Source organism: Sungkyunkwania multivorans (genome assembly GCF_042675645.1).
Lineage (GTDB): Bacteria > Bacteroidota > Bacteroidia > Flavobacteriales > Flavobacteriaceae > Sungkyunkwania > Sungkyunkwania multivorans.
The window spans coordinates 1,266,277-1,288,746 of the sequence record NZ_JBHTJH010000004.1 but is presented as its reverse complement, the minus strand read 5'-3'; the positions used below and the strand labels follow the sequence as shown (position 1 = coordinate 1,288,746).

Here is a 22,470-nt window from a genome sequence, read left to right as displayed (position 1 = left end):
GTGAGTTACTATAATGCCTTTTTAAAAGTCCTTCTGCGTTTGTGTAAGCGATGGTCGTAATTCTTCCAAAGTTGTTGAATGGCCTTGTTTTCCTCAAGTTCTGGATTGGTCTCAACCTTTTTAATGCCAAACTCGTTGAAAGTCTGGTTCATTTTTTGGAAGATGATCGCTGTAACGCCCTTATTTTGATACTCAGGATCTATCCCGATCAAATAGAAGGAGGCAGTGTCATTTTTGCGTTGTGCTTTAAGGATATGAACGAAGCCAAATGGAAACAACTTGCCTTTCATCTTTTTCAAGGCTTTTGAAAAGGAGGGCATCGTTATGGCAAAGGCTATGAGCTTTCCGCTCTCATCGGCAATACATTTGATAAAGTCTGGATGAATGTAACGGATGTACTTTTCTTTGTAATGATCTATCTGATATTGTTGAATGGGAACAAATGTTTGAAGATTATTGTAGGTCTTATTCAGTAAATCGAACATTTCGTCCACATAGGGAATGATCTCCTTCGAGGTTTTGAAGTTGATGAGTTTCAGCTTGTAACGTTTCATTATAATGTCCGAGAATTTTTTTACTTTTTCTGGTGATTTTTCGGGGATTTGAATCTTATACTCTACCCATTCAGCAGATTTTTCAAAGCCAAGCTCTTCAAAGTGTTCTTTATAATAAGGATAATTGTACCAAGTGACCATGGTGTTTAGCTCATCAAAACCTTCGATAAGCAATCCAGCCTTATCCAAATTAGAAAATCCAACAGGACCTTCTATAAAGTCTAGGTTCTTACGCTTTCCTACATCGGTTACCTTGGCGAGGAGCGCCCTCGTAACTTCGATATCATCTATAGTATCGAACCAGCCAAATCGCACCTTTCTCTTTTGCTGTTCATTGACCTCCACCCAGTTGATAATGGCTGCGATCCGACCGACGACCTCATTGTCTTTATAGGCCAGAAAATATGTTGCCTCAGCATTCCTAAAGACAGGATTGGATGCTGGGTCCATACTTTCCAACTCCTCTTTGATTATCGGAGGAACCCATTGCTTGCAATCCTTATACAGGACAAATGGAAATTTTACAAACTGGAGTAATTCCTTTTTACTTTTGGCTTCCCTTACCTCGATCATTCAGTCCGTGTTGTATAGGTTTTATTTATTTATTTTCTTCATCCTGTTCGTCATCATCATTCTCCTCATTCTCTTCGGAATCTTCTTCCTTCTTTGCCTTCTTCTTGTCTTTTCGTTTCTTTTTCAGCTCTTTTTTACGATCACGTCTCGTTTTATCCTTGGCTTTTTTCTTGTCTTTGGCTTTTTTCCTTTCTAGACGCTTCTTATACTTGGCAAAATCGGCTTTTTCATCTTCGTGATAGTCCAATCTATACGAGGCGCCAAAATTAACAAAAGTACGGGAAGGAGTGCTTTTCAAATTACCTCCAATGGATGCCTCTGCATGTAAATTCTTATTCAGCATATAGGCACCACCAGCTCTTATCAGCATATCAGCATACACATCACTGCTCACTCCTTGGATCTCGCTATATACAGACCATCTGGGATTTAGATTCTTGGTCGCGGTCAGTACAAATCCAAGTTCGGGAAACTCAGTGCCTATTCTGTTATAACTGATATTTGCCACTGCCACCCAAGTTGGAAGAAAATGGCTCTGCGCTCCCACCGCGATCTTCGGGCTTAAGATCGGCTCTTTAAGATCACTGTTGATACCAAGGATTGTAATATCACTAAAAAAATCATTGTAGGGGTAGGTGTCTCTGCTTACCGCTAGGTTAAATCCTGCATATACTGATACGGCGGGTAAGAGATCACTCCATCGAAATTTGTTGTTGGCCTTCCAGCTGCGAAGATCTGGCTCACGTTCCTTAGGCTCTTGCTTATAAGGGTCAAACAAGAGATATTTAGCTCCGATGGTGTTTTTCACGAACCCCGACCTCATATCTTGTCTGGTCGGAAAGCTTACCCGATTGGTCAATTGATCGATCTGAAAGTCGGCTTCCCATATGACCTCGAACTCTTCGCGCCAAAAGCCATATCTCACCACAAAATCTATTCCATAGGCAACTACTTTCGAATCGTTGTAGCTTTCATGTTTCATGAATTCCACGCGATTGCCTACCTCAAATTGAAGTACGTTTTTCCCTACACTATAAGCGCCAAAGGATTCTCCTGGGCGATTAGAATTGATGAACTCTGTATATTGAGAAAAAACAGGGTGAAGGCTTAGAAATAGGGCTGTGTAAAAAAAGTAGCGTATGGCAGCTGTCATAGGCATCTAGGTTTGGACCAAATATAGTAGAATTTATTATTATTTTAAGATGGTTTGCGACTTAATTGAAAATTGAGAATTGTATTTTTGTTAAAAAGCGTTTCATGACACAAACAGCATCTCTTATTGGGGTTCTCAATGTTATTCTTATCATATTGGTGGTTTCTTATCTTTTAAGATTACTCTCACCCTATATCTTGCGTTATCTATTTAGAAGGGTAGAGAAAAAGTTTACTTCACAGTTTCAACAATATCAGCATCATACTTCCTCAAAAGAAGGAGAGGTGACAGTCGACAAAAGGACCGCTTCTTCAAAAAAAAGTAATCCATCTGTTGGTGAATACATAGAATTTGAAGAAATTGACTGACTTTTAAACGACAAATAATGAAATTCAGTATAAAGAAATGGGTGCCACATCTCTTGGTGGTACTTTCTTTTGTAATCATAGCCATTGCCTATTTTCATCCTGTTCTTCAAGGAAAGAAGCTTGAACAAAGCGACATCACTCAATTTAAGGGAGCCTCGAGATCCGTAGTGGAGTTTCGAGAGGAGCATGGGGAAGAACCGTATTGGGCAGATAATCTCTTTGGTGGCATGCCTGCCTATCAGGTCAGCGCATTATATCCTCATAATTATCTACGAGACATCAATAGCTCCTTGCGAGTGATCCCAGCACCTGCGAGTGCGGTGTTTCTATATTTCATCGGTTTTTATGTGTTGCTGCTGGTTTTGAAAATCGATTATAAACTGGCATTTTTGGGTGCGTTGGCCTTTGGCCTTTCTACCTACATGATCATCATTCTTGGGGTAGGTCACAATTCTAAAGCAAATGCCATAGGCTATATGCCGTTCATTCTCTCTGGTATATTTCTGGTATTTCAAAGAAAATACCTCTTGGGGTTTGCGCTCACTACACTATTTATGGGTCTGGAGATCAGTGCCAATCATTATCAAATGACCTATTATCTGTTCTTTTTGGTTCTTGCTATCGGAGGGGTCTTCTTATATCATGCTTATAAGGATGGCGAATTAAAACATTTTTTCACCTCGGTCAGTGTCCTACTGGTGGCGGTCATTCTTTCCATTGGCATGAATGCAACACCTATCATGGCAACCCAAGAGTATGTGAAAGAAAGCATCAGGGGAAAGAACGAATTGACAATAAATCCTGATGGTTCCTCGAAGGAGGCTGCAAGCGCGCTCTCCAAGGACTATATCACCGATTATAGTTATGGCATCTTAGAATCTTTCGACCTATTTATACCTAGATTGATGGGTGGTTCCAATGGAGAACGCTTGGGAAAGAATTCCAACAGTTATGAATACCTTTTAAGTATTGGCGCTAGACCGTCTCAGGCCGCAGACATCGTAGAACGTTTGCCAATGTATTGGGGAAATCAACCTATTGTAGCCGCTCCTGCGTACTTGGGAGCTGTGGTGATCTTCCTCTTCGTCATGGCCCTCTTCTTGGTGAAAGGGAAATTAAAATGGTCTTTGTTGATTGGAGGGATCTTTATGTTGCTTTTGTCTTATGGGAAGAATTTTTCCTTGCTCACCAACTTCATGATCGACCATTTTCCGCTCTATGATAAATTCAGGGCAGTATCTTCGGCTCAGGTCATCGTAGAATTGGTAGTGCCTATTTTGGCCATTCTAGGATTGCGTAAGTTCTTTGCAGAAGAAACAACAGCAGTCCAACGACAACGTTCGTTAAAGTGGAGTTTGATCATCACCGGTGGTATTGCGGTTGCCTTTATACTGTTGAAGGGGAGTTTCGATTATACCGGCGTCAACGATGATTATTATGCCAATGTCTTTGGCCAGATCTATGGCCCTGGTTTTATGGATAATTTGATCGCCGATAGAGAGCTGATTTTATTCAAAGACGCCATGCGGTCTTTACTGTTTGTTGGCTTTACCGCTGCAGCCTTGTGGTTGTTCACACTGCAAAGGTTGAAGAAAACGCCCGTATTGGTCGCCCTGGGAGTGTTGTTAGTCGTCGACCTGGTCGGAGTCGGAAAGCGCTACGTCAATGCCGACAGTTTCGTTTCCGAACGTAAGTACGAGCAACCATTTAAGATGACGCAAGCGGATAGGGAGATATTAAAAGATAAAGGACATTATCGTGTTTATGAGCCTTCCGGTGGTTTGGGAAGCTCTCGAACCTCCTATTTTCACAATGCGGTTTTGGGATATCATGCGGCCAAGTTGAGAAGATTTCAAGACCTTTACGAGTTCCATATCTCTCAAAATAATATTCAGGTATTGAATATGTTGAATGCCAAGTATATTATTCGACAAGGAGAAAATGGCAATGAGGTAGCACTTACAAATCCTTATGCCTTTGGTAATGCATGGTTCATCGATACGCTAAAAGTGGTGCAGGGACCCAATGAGGCCATCTTGGCATTAAAGGATGTGAACCTTCGACAAAATGCGGTGATGGAGGAGGACTTCGCCAATCTGGTAGCTAAGAGAACGTTTACCAACGATTCAACCGATGTGATCATCCTTGAAAATCATCGGTCCGACCATCAGACCTTTAAAAGTAGCAGAAAAACAGACGGGTTTGCGGTATTTTCGGAGATCTATTACGAAGACGGTTGGAACGCCTATATCGACGGGGTAAAAGTTCCGCATTACATGGCGAACTACGTGCTCAGGGCACTTCCAGTTCCTTCAGGGAATCATACCATCGAATTTAGGTTTGAACCAGAGGTCATTAAAAAAGGCACGACGATCACCTTGGCGAGTTACGGACTTGCGTTCTTGTTGCTACTGGGGGGATTTATCTGGAATAGAAAACGCACCAAAAACACGGAAGAAAACATAGAATCGGGCAGTTAGTGGCGGATACACGAAAAAAAGTATTGATCATTACCTACTACTGGCCACCAAGTGGAGGCTCGGGCGTACAGCGCTGGCTTAAATTTGTAAAGTATTTGAGAGATTTTGGCTGGGAGCCGATCATCTACACTCCAGAAAATCCTGATTTTGATATCAAAGATGCTTCCTTGTTAGAGGAGATCCCTAAAGACATCAAAATAGTTAAAAGACCTATTTGGGAGCCTTATAAATTGGCCAATTTTTTTTCTAAGAAGGGCCAAGATAGTACAAATGCCGGATTTATTGATGACGCCTCGAGTCGTTCGGTCTTCGGAAAGATCAAATATTGGATACGCGCCAATTGGTTTATTCCAGACCCTAGAAGATCTTGGGTCTCCCCATCGGTAAAATTCCTTTCCAAATATTTAAAGGAACAACCTGTCGATGTGATCGTGTCCACAGGTCCACCCCATAGCATGCATTTGATCGCTTTAAAATTACAAGAACACCATGATATTCCTTGGTTAGCGGACTTTAGAGACCCATGGACGAACATCGATTTTTTTCATAAATTACCTTTTTCCAAAGGGTCATTGGCCAAGCATCACCAACTAGAACAGCGTGTTTTGAAAAACGCAGACCAAGTTGTGGTGGTTGGGAATACTATGAGACAGGAGTTCCTAGCACACACCGATCATGTTTCGGTAATTCTTAACGGTCATGATCTTCCGAAACTCGCTACTTACGAGAACACATTGGATAAGGAGTTTAGCATTGCGTATATCGGTTCGCTCAACGAAGATAGAAACCCGGAGATGCTATGGCAGGTTTTAGGCGAATTGACCCAACAAAATGTTTCTTTTGCCAAAAAAATCATCATCAGACTCATTGGTAAAGTGAGCGAAAAGGTGAGCGAGAGCATCAAGTCATTTGGACTAAAAGACCATTTACAACTCGTTGGGTATGTAGCACACTCGGAGGCGCAGAAATTCCAGCAGCGATCACAGTTGTTGTTGTTGTTGGTAAATAATGTCCCTAGTGCCAAAGGAATCGTAACCGGGAAAGTGTTCGAGTACATCGCATCTGGAAGACCTATATTGGCCATTGGCCCAACCGATGGTGATCTTGCGGCGATTCTCGATGAAAGTGGTGCGGGAACTATCTTCGATTTTAAGGATGCTATATCATTGAAAGCGCATATTTTACAGCTGTTTTCAACTTATGAGTCAGGAAAATTAGTGGGAAACGCTTCAGAGGCAGATAAATATAGTAGAAAGGAAGGAACACGTCAGCTGGCAAAGCTTCTAAATGACATGACCGAATGAAGAAAATAGTTACGATTATCGGAGCAAGACCTCAGTTTGTAAAAGCTGCGGTGCTTAGCAGGATCATCAGAAAGCAGGGTCTGCTAGAGGAGGTGATCGTCCACACGGGGCAGCATTTCGATACCAACATGAGTGCTGTTTTTTTTGAAGAGATGCAGATCCCAAGACCAAAGTATAATTTGGACATCAATGAGCTTGGTCACGGAGCGATGACAGGGCAGATGCTAGAGAAGATTGAGGAGGTGCTGCTAGTTGAAAAGCCAGCAATGGTGATCGTTTATGGCGATACCAACAGCACCTTGGCAGGAGCGCTAGCAGCGAAGAAGCTACACATCAAGGTCGTACATGTGGAAGCAGGACTTCGATCTTTCAATATGCGAATGCCTGAGGAGGTGAATAGGATTCTCACAGACCGAATATCCGATTTGCTCTGTTGTCCAACCACAACCGCCATCGAGAATTTGAAAGCCGAAGGATTTGATGATTTTGAGTCTGAAGTGATGCTCACCGGCGACATCATGAAGGACGCCGTCATTCATTATAGCAAAATGGCTGAAGAGAAGTCAGCTATTATCTCCAAATTAGGTCTTGAAAATGACGCCTTTGTGCTAGCAACGATTCATAGGCAAGAAAATACGGATGACCCGAATAGGTTGCGAGAACTGTTCAAAGGGTTGGATCTAGTGCATGAATCGCTCAAGGTGATATTGCCCTTGCACCCCCGAACAGCGCAGCGACTCAAAGATCAAAAGATAGCGACCAATGTAAAGCTCATCGATCCTGTCGGATACTTCGACATGTTACAATTGCTGAACAAATGTGTATTGGTCATCACAGATAGCGGTGGATTACAGAAGGAGGCTTTCTTTTGCAAAAAGAATGCACTGGTCTTGCGCGACGAGACGGAGTGGATAGAGTTGGTCGATCGCAATTTCGCAAAACTCGTGAGGCCAAAAGCGACTGAGATATTTTCAGCAGTAAACGAATGGGCCGGAAACAAAGATTTTGACGAACCCATTTTTGGGACCCATGTCGGTCAGCGTATCTATGAGGCCATTGTAAAAATGGTAGATTCCTAGAATAAAGTTTACGAACCACTTTGGATCATGGGGCGATAGGCGATTTCTTTCTTAGCCATTTTTTGGCCATTGCCAAAGAGGTAATACATCCAATTTGCTCAATTCGGCCATTCTCATAGGGGATAAAACTGTTCTCCGCAAAGACCAGCGAGGCATTTTTAAGTCGTAGATTCTTTTCTTCTGTTTTTAGATCGGTCGTAATGCCATAGGTAATGATCTCCCCATCGACATTAAATCTGTAAGTGTAATAGTTCTTCATAGCTACTATTTTACCAACGTTAATGTATGCAGACATAACGGGCCACTGTCATATTAGTTGCTACGGAAAGATTGAAGGCGGCTCGAAGTCCATGCTCTATAATGGGGGTAGTCTATGTTCCAAGAACATATTATGTAATTAAATTTAAGAAAAATTTATGCTTTTAGAGCAAAGTTTTCCTAAAAAGGTCAACTATAAAATGTAACCTTCTGATAATAAATAAAATATGATTTAAAAAAATCAGGTTTTAGAAAGCGCCTTATTCTTATTGATCTCATCTTGAAGCTGACGTCTTACTTTTTGTTCCCTTTCTAAGGCCGTACGACGGTGGATCTCATATTCTTCTTCCAACTCTGCGAGGTTTTGCTTGGCTTCCTGCGTAATGACGTTACTATTCTTAAACTTGAAGACAAAGAATAAGAATAGCGCGAACAACCCGGCAACAATTCCCCACATGATACTCTTGTATACACCCTTGGAAGTGGCAAGACCAAAGAAGGATATATTATCACGTTCGGCAGTAACGGAAGAGAGATTGGATTGTGTATCCTCTAAAGAGGATTTTAAGGATGAGATTTGACTTTGTTGCTCACTTATCGTTTTTTGGGCAGCTAGAAATTGCAATTTGTTTTTTGCTAAGGTGTCATTCACATGACTTCGCAATTGCGCCATCCAAGTTTTCTTTATGACTTCAAATTCTTGCCAATTTGAGGATTTTTTGATGACAAACTCGAATTGATCATCGATGGTTCCAGAATCTAAGGAAAGGTTTTGGGCTGGAGTACTTTGCGCAAAGCTAAATTGTATTGTGAATAAAGCTACTAAAGAATAAAATGTATTTCTCAATTTCATGGTCATTGGGTTTGGGAAACTAACGATACTTTCATCTATTTATTGTGTCAAATGAAGATAATTTTTGTCAGAAATTCAATAGAAAATTTAAACCCCGCCGTAGGCGAGGTTTAAATAATTAGTAATCAATATTTTAGTAGTACGTGTATCTTCTCACTTTAGAAATATATTTTGCCAACCTGATCACCTGATGGCTATAGCCGTATTCATTGTCGTACCAAATATAAAGTACCAATCCCTTTCCGTCCTCTCTAACAATGGTGGCTTTACTATCGTAAATAGAGGGTGCGGGTGAGCCAACAATGTCTGAAGATACCAGTTCGTCGCTGATCTCATATTTGATCTGTTCTACCAGATTGCCTTCAAGCGCATATTTTTTCATGATGGTGTTGAAGCCATCCACGGATGTGGCTTTCTCCACTTCTAATTTCAGAATGGCCAAAGAGCCATTAGGCACAGGTACGCGAATCGCATTGGAGGTAAGTTTTCCTTCAAGTGACGGAAGTGCTTTGCTTACGGCTTTTCCTGCTCCGGTCTCGGTGATCACCATATTGAGCGCAGCAGCCCTTCCTCTTCGATATTTTTTATGCATATTATCAACCAGGTTCTGGTCGTTGGTGTAGGCATGGATGGTCTCTAGATGTCCGTGTACGATCCCAAGACTATCTTCGACAGCCTTAAGAACGGGCGTAATGGCGTTGGTTGTACAAGAAGCAGCAGAGAATATGTCTATAGTGTCCGGATCATAATTGTTATGATTGACACCATGCACGATGTTGGGAACTCCTTTTCCTGGTGCTGTTAGCAATACTTTGTCTGCACCCTTCGCTTTTAGATGCCTACTCAACGCTTCTTCATCTCTAAACGCCCCAGTATTGTCGATGATCAGGGCGTCGTTGATGTTGTACTCGGTATAGTCGATCTCTTCAGGGGTATCGGCAGCGATCACATGGACCGTCGTTCCATTGATCAGAAGTGCGCTATTGACCTCGTCTATGGTCACCGTCCCGTTAAAATCTCCATGTACTGAATCGTTTCTAAGTAAGGAAGCACGCTTTTCCAATACAGAGGCATCCACCTTCCCACGGGTTACGATCGCTCTCAGCCTTAGCTGACTTCCAGTCCCGGTGCGTGTCATCAATTCTCTTGCCAGCAAGCGTCCAATGCGTCCAAAGCCATATAAAACAACATCCTTTGGAGTGATCTCATCCGAGTTTTGGGCATCCCTTAGCTTGTCTGCAACAAAAGAGGTGGCATTGTTGTATTTGTTTTCTTCGAGATGATATTCGTAAGTAAGTTTTCCAATGTCCAACTTGGCAGGAGGGAAGTTGAGCAAATTGATTGCTTGGGCTATCTCTACACTGTCGAAGATCGAGATGGGCTTTTGCACGAATGCACCGGCATATTCATGCAGGTTAAGGATCTCGCTTACATTGCGGTCGATCAGTTGATTTCTAAAGAGGACCAATTCGATGGACTTATCATACCAAAGATCGCTGACCACTTTAATGAATTCTACCGTAGCTCTTCGGCGATCTGCCTGAAAAGCGAGTTCTTTCTCGTAGGTTTTTGTGTTGCTCATTGCTTTTGTTTCTTTTCCTCATTAATACGAGGATTAAAAATTTGGCGCAAAAGTATTAATTTCAAACGTTTTCGTAAAGAAAAAGGTAAAAAAATAAAGACCCCTGAATTTCAGAGGTCTTTACTATATTTTTTTTGTGAATTATCTAAAAATAAGCCGCTCTCGCTCACCGTTTTCGTCGATGATCACTACGACTGTATTCTCACGAGGGTCTGCATTTTGTAAAATGGCTCTTACATCTTCAATGGTGATAACTTCTTCACCATTGATCTCGACCAACAATTTGCCTTCAAGATCATAGTTGCTCATGTACGGGCTCACCGATCTTGTGATGATGACACCTTTTTGTTTCTTAAAGACCTTACGTTCTTTGGTGCTTGGATTTTTGACCTCAAGCCCTAATTCCTGAATGGTCATTCGTTGATTCTTCTTAAGCGTCACCTCGCGCGTCAGCGTTTTCCCGTTTCGTTCAAACGTCACTTCCACGACATCATTTGGACGCTTGGCCTCGATATAGCCTGCCAAATCCGAGAATTTCTTGATCTTTAGGTTGTCCAATCTTTTGATCACGTCCCCTTCTTTAAGGCCTGCATCTTCTGCACCAGAGTCTTCGACGATACCGCCAATATAGACTCCTTCTATTTCTCGCAGCCCATTTTGTTCAGCGAATTCCGAATACAGGTTAGCCTGATAGATTCCTAAAAGCCCTTTCTGTACGTTACCAAATTCTAAAATATCCTCAACGACCTTCTTGGCAATATTACTGGGCACGGCAAAAGAATAGCCCACATACGAACCGGTTTGAGAGGTGATGGCGGTATTGATACCTACAAGCTCACCACGAGTATTTACAAGGGCGCCGCCGCTGTTTCCAGGATTGACCGCCGCATCGGTTTGAATAAAGGCTTGATTTTTCCCATCTGCCTCGTTCAAGTCTCTAGCCTTGGCACTGATGATGCCAGCAGTGACCGTAGAAGTCAAATTGAACGGATTTCCTACAGCCAAGACCCATTCACCGATCTTTGTGGTATCCGAATCTCCAAAAGCGATATAGGTAAGTGGGTCTTCGGCTTCGATTTTCAACAAGGCAATATCCGTATTTGGGTCAGCACCTACCAATTTGGCATCATAGACCTTGTTGTTATTCAATTTCACTTGAATTTCTGTAGAGCCATCGATCACATGATTGTTTGTAACAATATATCCATCTTGCGAGATGATGACCCCAGATCCCGTTCCTATCTGCGTTCTCCCTCTCCCAGAATTCCCGTAGAACAGATCGAAGATACTATTCGATCCCGAAGTGATCTTTGTATTTTTGACGTGTACAACAGCATTGACCGTCTTCTCTGCAGCTGCGGTAAAATCAAGATCAGAAACTCCATTGATGGGAGCGTTGGTGCTTATGGGATAGTTGGTGGGGATCATGGTTGGTTGCAGGTCCTCAGACTGTACAACGGTTTGAGGTTTTTCAATAAATACCTTATAGGCGCCTAACGTCAAAGCACCTCCTAAGATGGAAACAAAAAGTAAACTAGCAATTTTCTTCATAGTCATTTCAGGTTTTTTAACATACTTGTTCAACACTAAATTAGGTTCTTTATTATTCGCTGTGATCAACTTTAACCAGTTTTTAACAGCGGCGATACGCTAAAAATATTTGTACCTTTGCTTTTCACGTTTTCTTAACTGTAATGCAGCTTTTATTTTATAAATATCAAGGTACAGGCAACGATTTTGTTCTTATCGATGATCGCGAAGAAACCTTTTCCAAAAACGATACCAAATTGATAGCCAGACTCTGTGACAGACGATTTGGCATTGGTGCTGACGGATTGATACTTCTTCAGAATGATAATATGACAGATTTTAAGATGGTCTATTATAATGCCGATGGTAATGAAAGTAGTATGTGTGGTAATGGTGGACGATGTTTGGTGGCATTTGCCAACTTTTTGGGAGTGATAGAGCATGAGGCTACTTTTATCGCGACCGACGGCGTACATTTTGCAAAAATTGAAGGTGAAGAGGTGCTTTTGCAAATGATCGATGTACCTACTATCGAGGAACACCGCACATATGTATTCCTCGATACCGGGTCGCCACACCATGTGCAGATGGAGGAAGCATTACAGACCCTGGACATTCAAGCGGTTGGTGCTGCCATACGATACGGAGCGCCTTATCATGAAGATGGAAGTAATGTAAATTTTGTAAAACAGCTTTCGGATGATGCCTTTGCCGTACGAACGTATGAACGCGGCGTCGAGGCAGAGACCTTATCATGCGGGACTGGGGTCACTGCTGTTGCCTTGGCCATGCATCATTTGGGGAAGACGACCAAGAACGAAGTCAATCTAGAGACCCAAGGCGGTAGATTAAGGGTCTCTTTTGAAAAAAATGGTCTCGGGTACAAGAATATATTTTTAAAAGGACCGGCAAAACAGGTATTTAAAGGCACATTATCATGGGAACTTTGATCGGCACACAGGTCTATTTGAGGGCTTTGGAGCCTACAGACTTAGATTTTTTATATCGCCTGGAAAATGACGAAAGTATCTGGGAGCTGGGAGATACCAGAACGCCCTATTCCAAATTCGTTTTGAAGCAATATTTAGAGAATGCGCATCGAAGCATCTATGAAGCTAAACAATTACGGTTGACCATTTGTAAAGGTGATGAGCAACTGGGATTTATCGATCTTTTCGATTTTGATGCCATCCATAAAAGGGCGGGGGTCGCTATCATCATTGCTGAAGCCAAGGAACGCCAAAAGGGTTATGGGGCCGAGGCACTCCGGCTACTCTGTGATTACGCTTTTTCCAATTTCGACCTACATCAGCTGTACGCCAATATTGCCGAAGATAATTTGGCCAGTATCAAATTATTTACTTCCTTGGGCTTTGAGCAGGCTGGTGTGAGACGCGATTGGCTGTATCAAAACGGAAGTTTCAAGGACCAATTGCTCTTTCAAAAAATAAAATAACCTACTTAAATCTTATGTATATCAAAAGAATTTTAACCATCATCGTATTGGCCGGCTGTCTCGCGGGTGGTTGGTTTGTGTATCATTTTTATGATGTCTTCTTTTCTCCAAACACAGCTTTCAACAATGAGAAGGCTAATATTTATATACCTACAGGTGCCGGTATAGGCGATGTTCGGGAAATACTTGCTCCTTTGTTGAAAAATGCGGACGATTTTGTCACCACAGCGGAGAAGAAAGGATATGCCAGCAATGTAAAGGCGGGACACTATATCATAAAGAAAGGAATGACCAACAATGATATAGTGAATACATTACGAGTAAATAACGTTCCGATACGGATATCCTTCAACAATCAAGAGCGCCTCAACGGTCTTGCAGGAAGGATCGCGCAGCAAATAGAAGCTGATAGTGTTTCCTTGATGAGGGCCTTTAGTGATAGTACGTTTCTCAAGAAAAATGGCTTTACCAAGGATAATGCACTTGCGATGTATTTGCCCAATAGCTATGAAGTGTTTTGGAATATTTCGGCGGAAGGGTTTAGAGACAGGATGTTGGAAGAGTACCAACGTTTTTGGAATGATAGTCGGAAAGCGAAAGCTTCTTCCTATGGCCTTACAGAAGAGGAGATCATTTCCTTGGCGGCAGTAGTTCAGAAAGAGACGGTGAAGGCTGATGAGCGACCAAGGGTTGCAGGGGTCTATCTCAATAGAATCAAAAAGGGCATCCGCCTGCAAGCAGACCCTACTGTGATCTATGCCTTAAAGAAACACACTGGAAACTTCGATACCGTCGTAAAGCGAGTACTGTACAAAGACCTAGAGTTAGATTCCCCTTATAATACCTATAAATACGCGGGTGTACCACCAGGCCCGATCACCATGCCAGATATCTCCGCTATAGAAGCTGTGCTTGATGCAGAAAAGCATGATTATCTCTATTTCGTGGCGGATGTAACGAATTTTGGATATCACAAATTTGCGAAGACCTTAGCGCAACACAACAGGAATCGTATTGAATACAAACGCTGGATCGACAAGCAAAGGATCTTTAGATAGGATGCGTAACTGGACATGGCTAATACTGCTTTGTAGTGCATCCACATTCGCTCAGTTGACCCCACCTCCATTTTTCAAGGCGGCGGATAGTTTGCATAAGCCCAGAAGGAACTTTGTAGCGATCTCGGAAGCTTCGTTGGCAACAGCTGCTTTGGTTGGTCTAGACCGTTTGTGGTATGCCGATTTCCCACGTTCTTCATTTCAATTCATCAATGATAATGACGAGTGGTTACAAATGGATAAGGCGGGCCATATTTTTACCGCCTATTATGTTGGGGAGGTTGGTGCCAACACCCTGCGTTGGGCGGGGGTCTCAAAGAGCGATCAGCTGCTGTATGGCGGCACCCTGGGCTTTGCCTTTTTAACGGCTGTGGAGGTGATGGACGGATTTTCTGCAGAGTGGGGAGCGTCTTTGGGCGATGTAGCAGCGAATGGCCTCGGCACCGGACTCTATATCGGACAGGAATTGCTTTGGAATGAACAGCGGATTCGTCTTAAGTTTTCTTTTTCGCGTAGCGAATATGCGGCGCTACGACCTAATAAGCTAGGGGAGAACTACCTTCAAGAGGTGTTGAAAGACTATAACGGACAAACTTATTGGCTTAGTGCAAATGTTCATTCTTTTTTAAAAGAGGAGAGCAGATTTCCCAGGTGGCTCAATGTTGCCTTCGGTTATGGTGGCGAAGGAATGCTCGCAGGAACCATAGAAGACCAACGGCGCTTATTTCCAGGAAGTTCAGATCCATATCGACAGTTTTATCTAAGTTTGGATATCGACTTGACAAAGATAGAAACCAGGTCGAAATTCCTACGATCTTTGTTTAAGACGATCAACTTCATAAAGGTCCCTGCACCAGCCTTGGAAATCACCACAAATGGTGATTTTAAATTCCATTCATTCCACTTTTAATGCACTTGAACGATCATATTGTGAAATTTAAAAAAAAATGGTAAATTTGCAGGCCGAAATTCTAAGCTTAATTGGGGCACAATTTGTAAGGCTTAGAGAAAGCAATTTTTATGGTAAGAAGCACTGTCAAGTGTTTAATTTTATTTGCAATTATTGCATTCGTAAGTTTAGGCTTTACTTCGACAAAAAAAGCCGACAATAACCAAAACGTTCCTTTAAATTATGTAGTTATCGAAAGCCAAGAGGCAACTGTCCTTACGGCTGACGAGATTCGAAGACAAGAAGAGGCTGTTCAAAAACCACTTTATCTTCCCTATTTAGAGAAGGATTTTGTTGGGTTTAAAGAAGCTCTGGGCTTTAGAGAATCGAGTGGCGACTATTTCGCCGTTAACGATTTTGGCTATATGGGCAAGTACCAATTTGGCAAAGGTACTTTAGCATTGATCGGCGTTCATAACGTTGAGCTCTTCTTAGACACACCTTCATTGCAGGAGAAAGCCTTTATTGCTAACACTGAACGAAACAAGTGGGTGTTGCGTAAAGACATCAAACGTTATGTTGGTAAGCGCATGAAAGGAGTCTTAATCACTGAATCTGGTATTTTGGCCGCAGCGCATTTAGCTGGACCAGGACATGTGCGACGTTTTCTTCAAAGTTGGGGTAGAATTGGCTTCAACGATGGATACGGCACTTCGATCAAGAGCTACATGAAGAAGTTTGGAGGGTATGACCTTTCATACATCACGCCAAATAGAAAGGCACGTATTACGTAGATTATTTTTTTAGAATTGATAAACCCTCGCAAAGCGCGAGGGTTTTTTTTATCTGTTTCGTCCTTAGTTCCATTGGTTTGAAGACCAAAAAAAGTTCCCCACTAATGATAGCAGGGAACTTTCAACTAACCAACCAACCTCAACCTACCCTTGCGGTAGGCAAGATTTCTTTAAAGGGATCTTCTCCTTAAATCTTTCCTCTTCTGCTGTTACTGCTGCGAGAAGTGGATGTATTCTTTCTTGTTGAACTATTTCTATTGGTCACCGCAGGCTTACGCTGTGTGCGCTGACGCTGGACGCTGCTGTTCCTTTTTTGCGAGCTACGCTGCGTCACACGATTGGTCCGCGTCTTAGAAGGCGTTCTTGTTACGGTCTTCTTTCGCTCTACCGTTCTCTTAGGAGCCTGTTGCGTGCGTGTCGTCGTCGTTCGCTTTCGTTCTACGGTCCTGTTAGGAGTGCGTTGTGTACGTGTTGTCGTATTTCGTTTGCGTTCAACAGTTCTATTATTTCGATTTACAGTGTTGTTACCTCTTGAACGTTCTACAGTTCTTCTATTGTTGCGAACCTCTCCATTATTTCTTGTCCTACGCTCGTTTCTCACTGTAGCATTATCTCGTCGTCTACTATTGGTGTTACGTGCAACTTCGCCTCTTCTTCCATTGTTTCTGGTAACCTCCGTTCTGCGTTGTACACGGCTGTCATTTCTATAAACGTTTCTTCTACCGCGATTTTCGGCATATCGATACGTGTTTCCAACTCGTGCGTACGATCTTCTGAAGTTATTTTGATAAGGTCTATAATAAGTATAACGAACCGGAGTGTAAAATCTACGATAAGGTCTATTATAATTTACAAAGCAAAAGGCGGCAGCTGGGCGTACAAAGAACCTGTGAAAAGGACGATATACATAATATCTGTTATACACGTTGATAAATCCTGTACAGTGGCTAAAGCGACCAAAATTGTTATAATGAACGTAGAGTCCTCCAACACGTGCTACTCTTCTGTTGCGGTAGTTGATAAACACATCACCTATCTGACTCACACGGCCATACCAGTCATAATAGACAGGTACATTCTCTACCTGGATCACCGCTCCATAATCGTCATATTGTACAAAAGCATTGTAATCGTAACCCGAATTGAAACTGATGTTCACATTGCCGAAATTCACATTGGCGTTCACATTGGATCTGGGGTTGACATAAAAATCGAATTCACCATCTGGATATACCGAGAAAGTGACACCGCCTTCATCAAAAATAAAAGAATCACCATTGTTGTAATATCGCGACATCGTTGTGGCTTCACTGCTGGTTGTTTCGGCATTTACTGATACTCCTCCTAAAAGAAGTACTGTAAAAAGTGTGACTAACTGTTTCATAACTCAGGATTTTAATGTTTTCAATGATATAATACCAAGCATCATGCCAAAAATTAGAAACGGTCTAAAAATGAAGGCTTATAGGTGATGGGTGCTGGGTATTGGGTGCTGGATTTTAGGTGTTGGGTGTTGGGTTGAAGGTTGAAGGTAAAATGGGACCTGAACTTGCCAAGAGATCGTTGCTCCGATGCCGAGACATCGGTAGAAGCGATCCGTAGAATATATTCTATAAAAAAAGCCCCGCGATCCATAGAGAATTTCACGCGGGACTAAACAAACTAACCAACCAAAAACTTTTGCTCAACTCAATCAAATTGAGCTTCTATATATTATGATATTCACTAATCAATATCCAACTCTTGAGCCTTCTGCTTCTTACTCTTATAGTAATACAGGTCGTCATCATCTCCATAATCATCGTCGTCATAATGATCGTCTCCGAAATCATGGTCATGTCCATTTCCAAAATGGTCGATGTTACAGCTGGTAGCTCCACAGAATCCGCATCCGGCATTGAACTTCACGCTTCCGTTAATACCGATGATCTTGCCCCAACGGTTATATCTGATGTGCATTCCTCCGACCTGTCTCACCAATCCTCTTCTATTATATTGCACATATACGGTACCAATTCTTTTTACCATTCCGTGTCTTGTATAATTGATAAAAGTGTTACCAATTCTTCGTATGCGGCCGAAATTATCGTGTTCTATTCGAACACCGAATCTCGGACTTCTAAAACCTCTTCGTACTCCAGGTGCGCCGTAGGTGGTATTGATGCCGCCTCGTCTGCCTCGTCGGTATGTTGTAGCGTGCGTGTTAAAGTCGAACTCTCCGTTAGGAAATACATAGAAGGTAACTCCTCGCTCTACAAACTGAATCGGTTGCGCATAATAGCGGAATGTTAACCCATCCAAAGTAAGATCGGTGTTGCTGATCTTTTCGCTTGCCTGTGCAGCCGTTACAACAAGTAACATAGCTGTCATTAAAAGTGAAATCTTTTTCATAATGAAATAATTTGGGTTATGCCTACTCTCTAGCTTTTCGGCTTTCGCTATTTGCCTAATGTAGACCAAACAGCGTGCCAAAAAAATACATTCACATATAATTATCTGATATTCAAATAATTAAAATTATCTTTTCAAGATTGTGAATAACTGATGGATCTTTCAAAGTAGGAAGCCCTAATGGTATTTGAATACATTTATTATTTTTGAGGAAACCAACCTCGTATGACCGATCTCGACAATTGCATCAATTGCGAATTTCCACTAAAAGATAATTTTGGATACTGCCCCAACTGCGGACAAAAGACCAAAGAGGATCTTACGATGGGGGTTTTATTCAGTAATACGATCAGCAACTATTTCTCTGTTGATGCACGCTTCTTTAAGAGTTTTGTCCCGCTAATGTTCAAGCCCGGCATTTTGGCCCGTCGCTTTGTAGATGGCAAGCGGAAGGCCTATTTGCACCCAGCTCAGTTTTATCTTTTTATTTCAGTGGTCTTTTTCTTCCTGTTTTCGATCGTGACCCGAAAACAAAATCAGAAATTGGATAACGTCTTGCGAAAGGGTTTTGATAACAACGTGGAAGTGTTGGACTCGATCAAAGTAAGGGCTGCAGATTCTATTGCTATGGAAAGGGCTTCACAAGCATTGAAACAGAATCAGAAATTTATCGGCATGAGCGACAAAGAACTGAAGATCTTGGATTCGGTGATGAAGTTGGAAGCAAAAAAGGGTAAGAACGGACCAAACATCATGTTCAATTTTAACAGGGAAAAGCTAGACTCGGTGATCGCCGCTGGCGGAAGTAAGGAAGATAAATTAAGAGTCATTGGTCTTGAGGATGACAGCAGTGCCTTCGCGCGCATGTTTGCTGGACAGATATTGAAGCTCTATGAGCAAAAGGCTGGAGGGGTGTTAAAGGCGTTCTATGACACTATTCCCATTGCCATGTTCTTTCTGTTGCCGGTGTTTGCTATGATCCTTAAGATATTTTATTTGAGGCGTGGACGTTTTGCACACCATATGGTGTTTAGTTTTTACTATTTCACCTTCATGTTTGTCACACTCTCGTTCTTGGTATTGTGCAATCTGCTATTCGATATGCCAGGTTGGATACAGGTGCTCATCATTCTTTCTACCTTCATTTACCTGTGGCTAAGTATGAGGTATTTTTACAAACAGAACTATTTTTTAACATGGATCAAGGCCAGTATGGTGACCTTTATCTATTTGATGTTCGTATTGCCATTATCGGTTACAGCGATGATCTTTATTTCGTTTGTGTTGTATTAGATCTTTTCAGAAAGATATTTGCCAGTAAACGAAGCTTTATTTTTCACAATTTCTTCTGGCGTGCCAGCGGCGACCAAGGTCCCGCCATTTTCTCCACCTTCGGGACCTAGATCGATGACATGGTCAGCGCATTTGATCAGTTCCAAATTGTGCTCCACGACGATGATCGAGTGTCCCTTTTCGATCAAGGCGTCAAAAGACTTTAGAAGTTTCTTAATATCGTGAAAGTGCAAGCCGGTAGTCGGTTCGTCGAAGATAAAGAGTGCTTTCTCCTTGGTGTTTCCTTTTCCCAGGAATGTGGCGAGTTTGATCCGCTGTGCCTCACCACCCGAAAGGGTAGAGGAGGACTGTCCCAACGTCACATACCCGAGTCCCACATCTTGCAATGGTTGTAACTTGTTTGCGATCTTCTTGGCATCATTGGTCTTAAAGAATTCAATAGCGTCATCGATGGTCATGTTCAATATATCATCGATGTTCTTGTCATTGTATTTTACCTCTAGCACGTCCTTCTTAAAACGTTTTCCACCGCAGGTCTCGCACTCTAGGTGCACATCTGCCATAAACTGCATCTCTATGGTCACCTCACCTTCGCCTTTGCAAGTTTCGCAGCGTCCACCATCTACATTGAAGGAGAAGTGTTTTGCTTGATAATTGCGGATCTTAGACAGCTTCTGAGAAGCGAACAAACTTCTAATATCGTCATACGCCTTTATATAAGTGACCGGATTGGAGCGTGAGGAGCGTCCGATGGGGTTTTGGTCTACGAATTCGACATTTTTGACACTATCATATTTTCCTTCAATTTTTGTGAACTGTCCAGATTTTTCACCGTAGCCACCAGTTTCTTTTAAGATTGATGGATATAGGATCTTTTTTACCAAGGTGCTTTTCCCGCTTCCGGAGACCCCAGTGATGACTGTGAGCATATTTAAAGGAAAACGCACGTCGATATTTTTGAGATTGTTTTCGCGTGCGCCAATAACATCGATATAGTTCTTAGATGTCCTGCGTTTTGTGGGCACCTCTATCTCCATAGTGCCATTAAGGTAGTTGGCTGTAAGGGTACTACCATTGTTTGTGATCTGTTCAAAGTTACCTACTGCTACCACCTGGCCTCCGTGCGTGCCGGCCTCTGGTCCAATATCGATGATCTCATCGGCCGCTTTCATAATGTCCTCATCGTGTTCAACCACAATAACGGTATTGCCCAGATTTCGCAGCGATTCTAAAACGGTCACCAATTTTTCTGTGTCCTTGGGATGCAGGCCTATACTTGGTTCATCCAAGATATACATGGATCCCACCAAGCTACTGCCCAGAGATGTGGCCAAATTGATACGTTGGGATTCTCCACCAGATAGGGTGTTGGACTTTCTATTTAGGGTAAGATAGTCCAGACCAACATTGGACAGGAAAGACAACCGATTATTGATCTCTTTTAAGAGCCGTGCTGCTATCTTTTCGTCGTATTTATCAAGTTGCAGATCTTTGAAGAATATGGCTAAATTGCGTAAGGGCATTTCTACCAATTCGGTCAATGTCCTATTGTGGATCTTTACGTGGTTGGCTTCCGGACGCAGTCGTTTTCCTTTACATACGTCACACTTGGTCTTTCCACGATATCGCGATAGCATCACCCGATTTTGGATCTTATAGCTTTTTTCTTCAAGCATGCTGAAGAAATAATTCAGCCCCTCAAAGTATTCGTTTCCTTCCCATATCAATCTTTTCTGATCCTCTGTTAACTCAAAAAAAGGCTTATGAATAGGGAAGTCGAATTTATACGCATTATTGACCAGTTGATCTCGATACCAACTCATACTCTCGCCACGCCATGGGAAGATCGCATTTTCATACACCGATAGACCTGTGTTTGGAATGACCAGATCCTCGTCGATACCGATGACATCGCCATAACCTTCACATTTGGGACAAGCGCCGTACGGGTTATTAAAACTAAACAAGTGAACATTGGGCTCCAAGAATTGCATACCATCGAGCTCGAATAAACTACTAAAAGGTGTGACCTTATTTGTTGCTAATTCTTCGATGATACATGCTCCTTTTCCTTCGAAGAAGGCCGTGTTGACCGCATCTGCAAGCCGGTTATAAAAATCTTCATCCTGCGCCACCACAACTCTATCGACCACTAGGTAAAAATCATGGTCGATCTCTTCATCAATTTCGTCGATGCGTAGAATATCTCCCTTGTATTTGATACGCGCATATCCTTGTTGAGCTAAGATCTTAATGGATTGCAAGGAGCTACGCTCTTCGGGGATATGAACAGGGGAGAGCAGTAATAGCTTACTCCGCTCATCAATGGTCTTTACAAAGTCGATAACGTCCGATACGGTGTGTTTTTTTACTTCTTCGCCAGAGATCGGAGAATAGGTCCTGCCAATGCGTGCATACAATAACTTGAGATAATCGTAGATCTCGGTCGTAGTACCGACCGTCGAGCGTGGGTTGGTAGAATTCACCTTTTGCTCGATGGCGATCGCTGGCGCAATTCCTTTGATATAGTCGACCTTTGGTTTATTGAGCCTTCCTAAAAACTGTCTGGCATATGAGGACAAACTTTCAACATACCTTCGTTGACCCTCTGCGTAGAGGGTGTCGAAGGCCAGACTGGATTTTCCAGAACCAGAAAGTCCAGTGATCACTACTAGTTTGTTACGGGGTATGGCAACATCTATGTTCTTGAGATTGTGCAGCTTTGCACCCTTTATCAATATATTCTTCTTAGGATCTAATGTGGAGATATCCTGCATATTCTTAGTAAAAATAAACCTCAAATATACGGCTTTAAAAGGTAGCGATGAAGCGAAGTGTAACGATCGTTTTAGGAA

Annotated in this window: 19 protein-coding genes; 10 read left to right on the top strand and 9 right to left on the bottom strand. The window is 42.3% G+C overall.

The genetic code is table 11. The features are described 5' to 3' along the window. Positions 1 to 8 precede the first annotated feature (8 nt). Together ACFQ1M_RS08820 and ACFQ1M_RS08815 are read right to left on the bottom strand one after the other, a co-directional pair. Positions 9 to 1,127 carry a GNAT family N-acetyltransferase gene (locus ACFQ1M_RS08820; protein WP_386406989.1) on the bottom strand — a complete coding sequence of 373 codons (1,119 nt, stop codon included), beginning with the start codon at positions 1,125 to 1,127 and terminating at the stop codon, positions 9 to 11. A 25-nt stretch (positions 1,128 to 1,152) separates the two neighbouring features. Beyond that, complete coding sequence (locus ACFQ1M_RS08815; RefSeq protein ID WP_386406986.1) at positions 1,153 to 2,280, bottom strand: transporter; 1,128 nt, start codon at positions 2,278 to 2,280, stop codon at positions 1,153 to 1,155. Between the two features lie 104 nt (positions 2,281 to 2,384). Here ACFQ1M_RS08815 and ACFQ1M_RS08810 point away from each other — a divergent pair, with 104 nt between their 5' ends. From ACFQ1M_RS08810 to wecB, 4 genes are read left to right on the top strand one after another with little or no spacing between them, the layout of a single operon-like run. Continuing rightward, positions 2,385 to 2,648 (top strand): DUF4834 domain-containing protein, encoded by a 264-nt coding sequence (locus tag ACFQ1M_RS08810; RefSeq protein WP_386406983.1) that lies wholly within the window; start codon positions 2,385 to 2,387, stop codon positions 2,646 to 2,648. A gap of 17 nt (positions 2,649 to 2,665) precedes the next feature. Continuing rightward, positions 2,666 to 5,128 (top strand): YfhO family protein, encoded by a 2,463-nt coding sequence (locus ACFQ1M_RS08805; protein WP_386406980.1) that lies wholly within the window; start codon positions 2,666 to 2,668, stop codon positions 5,126 to 5,128. Then, positions 5,128 to 6,432: a glycosyltransferase gene (locus ACFQ1M_RS08800; protein WP_386406977.1), complete on the top strand. Its 1,305-nt coding sequence runs from the start codon at positions 5,128 to 5,130 to the stop codon at positions 6,430 to 6,432. Before ACFQ1M_RS08805 ends, ACFQ1M_RS08800 begins: the two co-directional genes overlap by 1 nt. After that, a complete protein-coding gene (gene wecB, locus ACFQ1M_RS08795) occupies positions 6,429 to 7,511 on the top strand; it encodes a non-hydrolyzing UDP-N-acetylglucosamine 2-epimerase (protein ID WP_386406974.1) in 1,083 nt (360 codons plus the stop codon). Before ACFQ1M_RS08800 ends, wecB begins: the two co-directional genes overlap by 4 nt. Positions 7,512 to 7,536: 25 nt before the next feature. Here the strand turns inward: wecB and ACFQ1M_RS08790 are convergent, their stop codons facing one another. From ACFQ1M_RS08790 to ACFQ1M_RS08775, 4 genes are all read right to left on the bottom strand, one after another. After that, positions 7,537 to 7,770 (bottom strand): hypothetical protein, encoded by a 234-nt coding sequence (locus ACFQ1M_RS08790; protein ID WP_386406971.1) that lies wholly within the window; start codon positions 7,768 to 7,770, stop codon positions 7,537 to 7,539. 240 nt (positions 7,771 to 8,010) lie between these two features. Then, a complete protein-coding gene (locus ACFQ1M_RS08785) occupies positions 8,011 to 8,622 on the bottom strand; it encodes a tRNA (guanine-N1)-methyltransferase (RefSeq protein ID WP_386406969.1) in 612 nt (203 codons plus the stop codon). Positions 8,623 to 8,755: 133 nt separating this feature from the next. After that, a complete protein-coding gene (locus ACFQ1M_RS08780; protein ID WP_386406966.1) occupies positions 8,756 to 10,204 on the bottom strand; it encodes a glyceraldehyde-3-phosphate dehydrogenase in 1,449 nt (482 codons plus the stop codon). A 141-nt stretch (positions 10,205 to 10,345) separates the two neighbouring features. Further along, entirely contained in the window at positions 10,346 to 11,755 is a 1,410-nt protein-coding gene (locus ACFQ1M_RS08775; protein ID WP_386406963.1) for a S1C family serine protease, read from the bottom strand. A 143-nt stretch (positions 11,756 to 11,898) separates the two neighbouring features. Between ACFQ1M_RS08775 and dapF the strand changes: the two genes are divergently transcribed. From dapF to ACFQ1M_RS08750, 5 genes are all read left to right on the top strand, one after another. After that, a complete protein-coding gene (gene dapF / locus ACFQ1M_RS08770) occupies positions 11,899 to 12,684 on the top strand; it encodes a diaminopimelate epimerase (protein WP_386406959.1) in 786 nt (261 codons plus the stop codon). Then, complete coding sequence (locus ACFQ1M_RS08765; protein ID WP_386406956.1) at positions 12,672 to 13,190, top strand: GNAT family N-acetyltransferase; 519 nt, start codon at positions 12,672 to 12,674, stop codon at positions 13,188 to 13,190. The genes dapF and ACFQ1M_RS08765 overlap by 13 nt, the downstream gene beginning before the upstream one ends. 14 nt (positions 13,191 to 13,204) lie before the next feature. Beyond that, the gene (gene mltG / locus ACFQ1M_RS08760; RefSeq protein WP_386406953.1) at positions 13,205 to 14,248 is read left to right on the top strand and encodes an endolytic transglycosylase MltG; all 1,044 of its coding nucleotides are present in this window, start codon (positions 13,205 to 13,207) and stop codon (positions 14,246 to 14,248) included. After that, entirely contained in the window at positions 14,205 to 15,158 is a 954-nt protein-coding gene (locus ACFQ1M_RS08755) for a DUF2279 domain-containing protein (protein ID WP_386406950.1), read from the top strand. Before mltG ends, ACFQ1M_RS08755 begins: the two co-directional genes overlap by 44 nt. 110 nt (positions 15,159 to 15,268) lie before the next feature. Continuing rightward, on the top strand, positions 15,269 to 15,931 hold the full coding sequence (locus ACFQ1M_RS08750; RefSeq protein WP_386406947.1) for a hypothetical protein: 663 nt from the start codon (positions 15,269 to 15,271) through the stop codon (positions 15,929 to 15,931). 187 nt (positions 15,932 to 16,118) lie between these two features. Here ACFQ1M_RS08750 and ACFQ1M_RS08745 read toward each other — a convergent pair whose 3' ends face one another. Together ACFQ1M_RS08745 and ACFQ1M_RS08740 are read right to left on the bottom strand one after the other, a co-directional pair. Continuing rightward, positions 16,119 to 17,315 carry a hypothetical protein gene (locus ACFQ1M_RS08745; RefSeq protein ID WP_386406944.1) on the bottom strand — a complete coding sequence of 399 codons (1,197 nt, stop codon included), beginning with the start codon at positions 17,313 to 17,315 and terminating at the stop codon, positions 16,119 to 16,121. Between the two features lie 341 nt (positions 17,316 to 17,656). Continuing rightward, positions 17,657 to 18,322 (bottom strand): hypothetical protein, encoded by a 666-nt coding sequence (locus ACFQ1M_RS08740; RefSeq protein ID WP_386406941.1) that lies wholly within the window; start codon positions 18,320 to 18,322, stop codon positions 17,657 to 17,659. A gap of 225 nt (positions 18,323 to 18,547) precedes the next feature. On the opposite strand from ACFQ1M_RS08740, the gene ACFQ1M_RS08735 reads away from it, so the two are divergent. After that, positions 18,548 to 19,615, top strand: a complete 1,068-nt coding sequence (locus ACFQ1M_RS08735; RefSeq protein WP_386406938.1) for a DUF3667 domain-containing protein — start codon at positions 18,548 to 18,550, stop codon at positions 19,613 to 19,615. Here ACFQ1M_RS08735 and uvrA read toward each other — a convergent pair. Further along, positions 19,612 to 22,392: an excinuclease ABC subunit UvrA gene (uvrA, locus tag ACFQ1M_RS08730; RefSeq protein ID WP_386407089.1), complete on the bottom strand. Its 2,781-nt coding sequence runs from the start codon at positions 22,390 to 22,392 to the stop codon at positions 19,612 to 19,614. The two genes, ACFQ1M_RS08735 and uvrA, sit on opposite strands and share 4 nt — an antisense overlap. Positions 22,393 to 22,470: the final 78 nt, after the last annotated feature.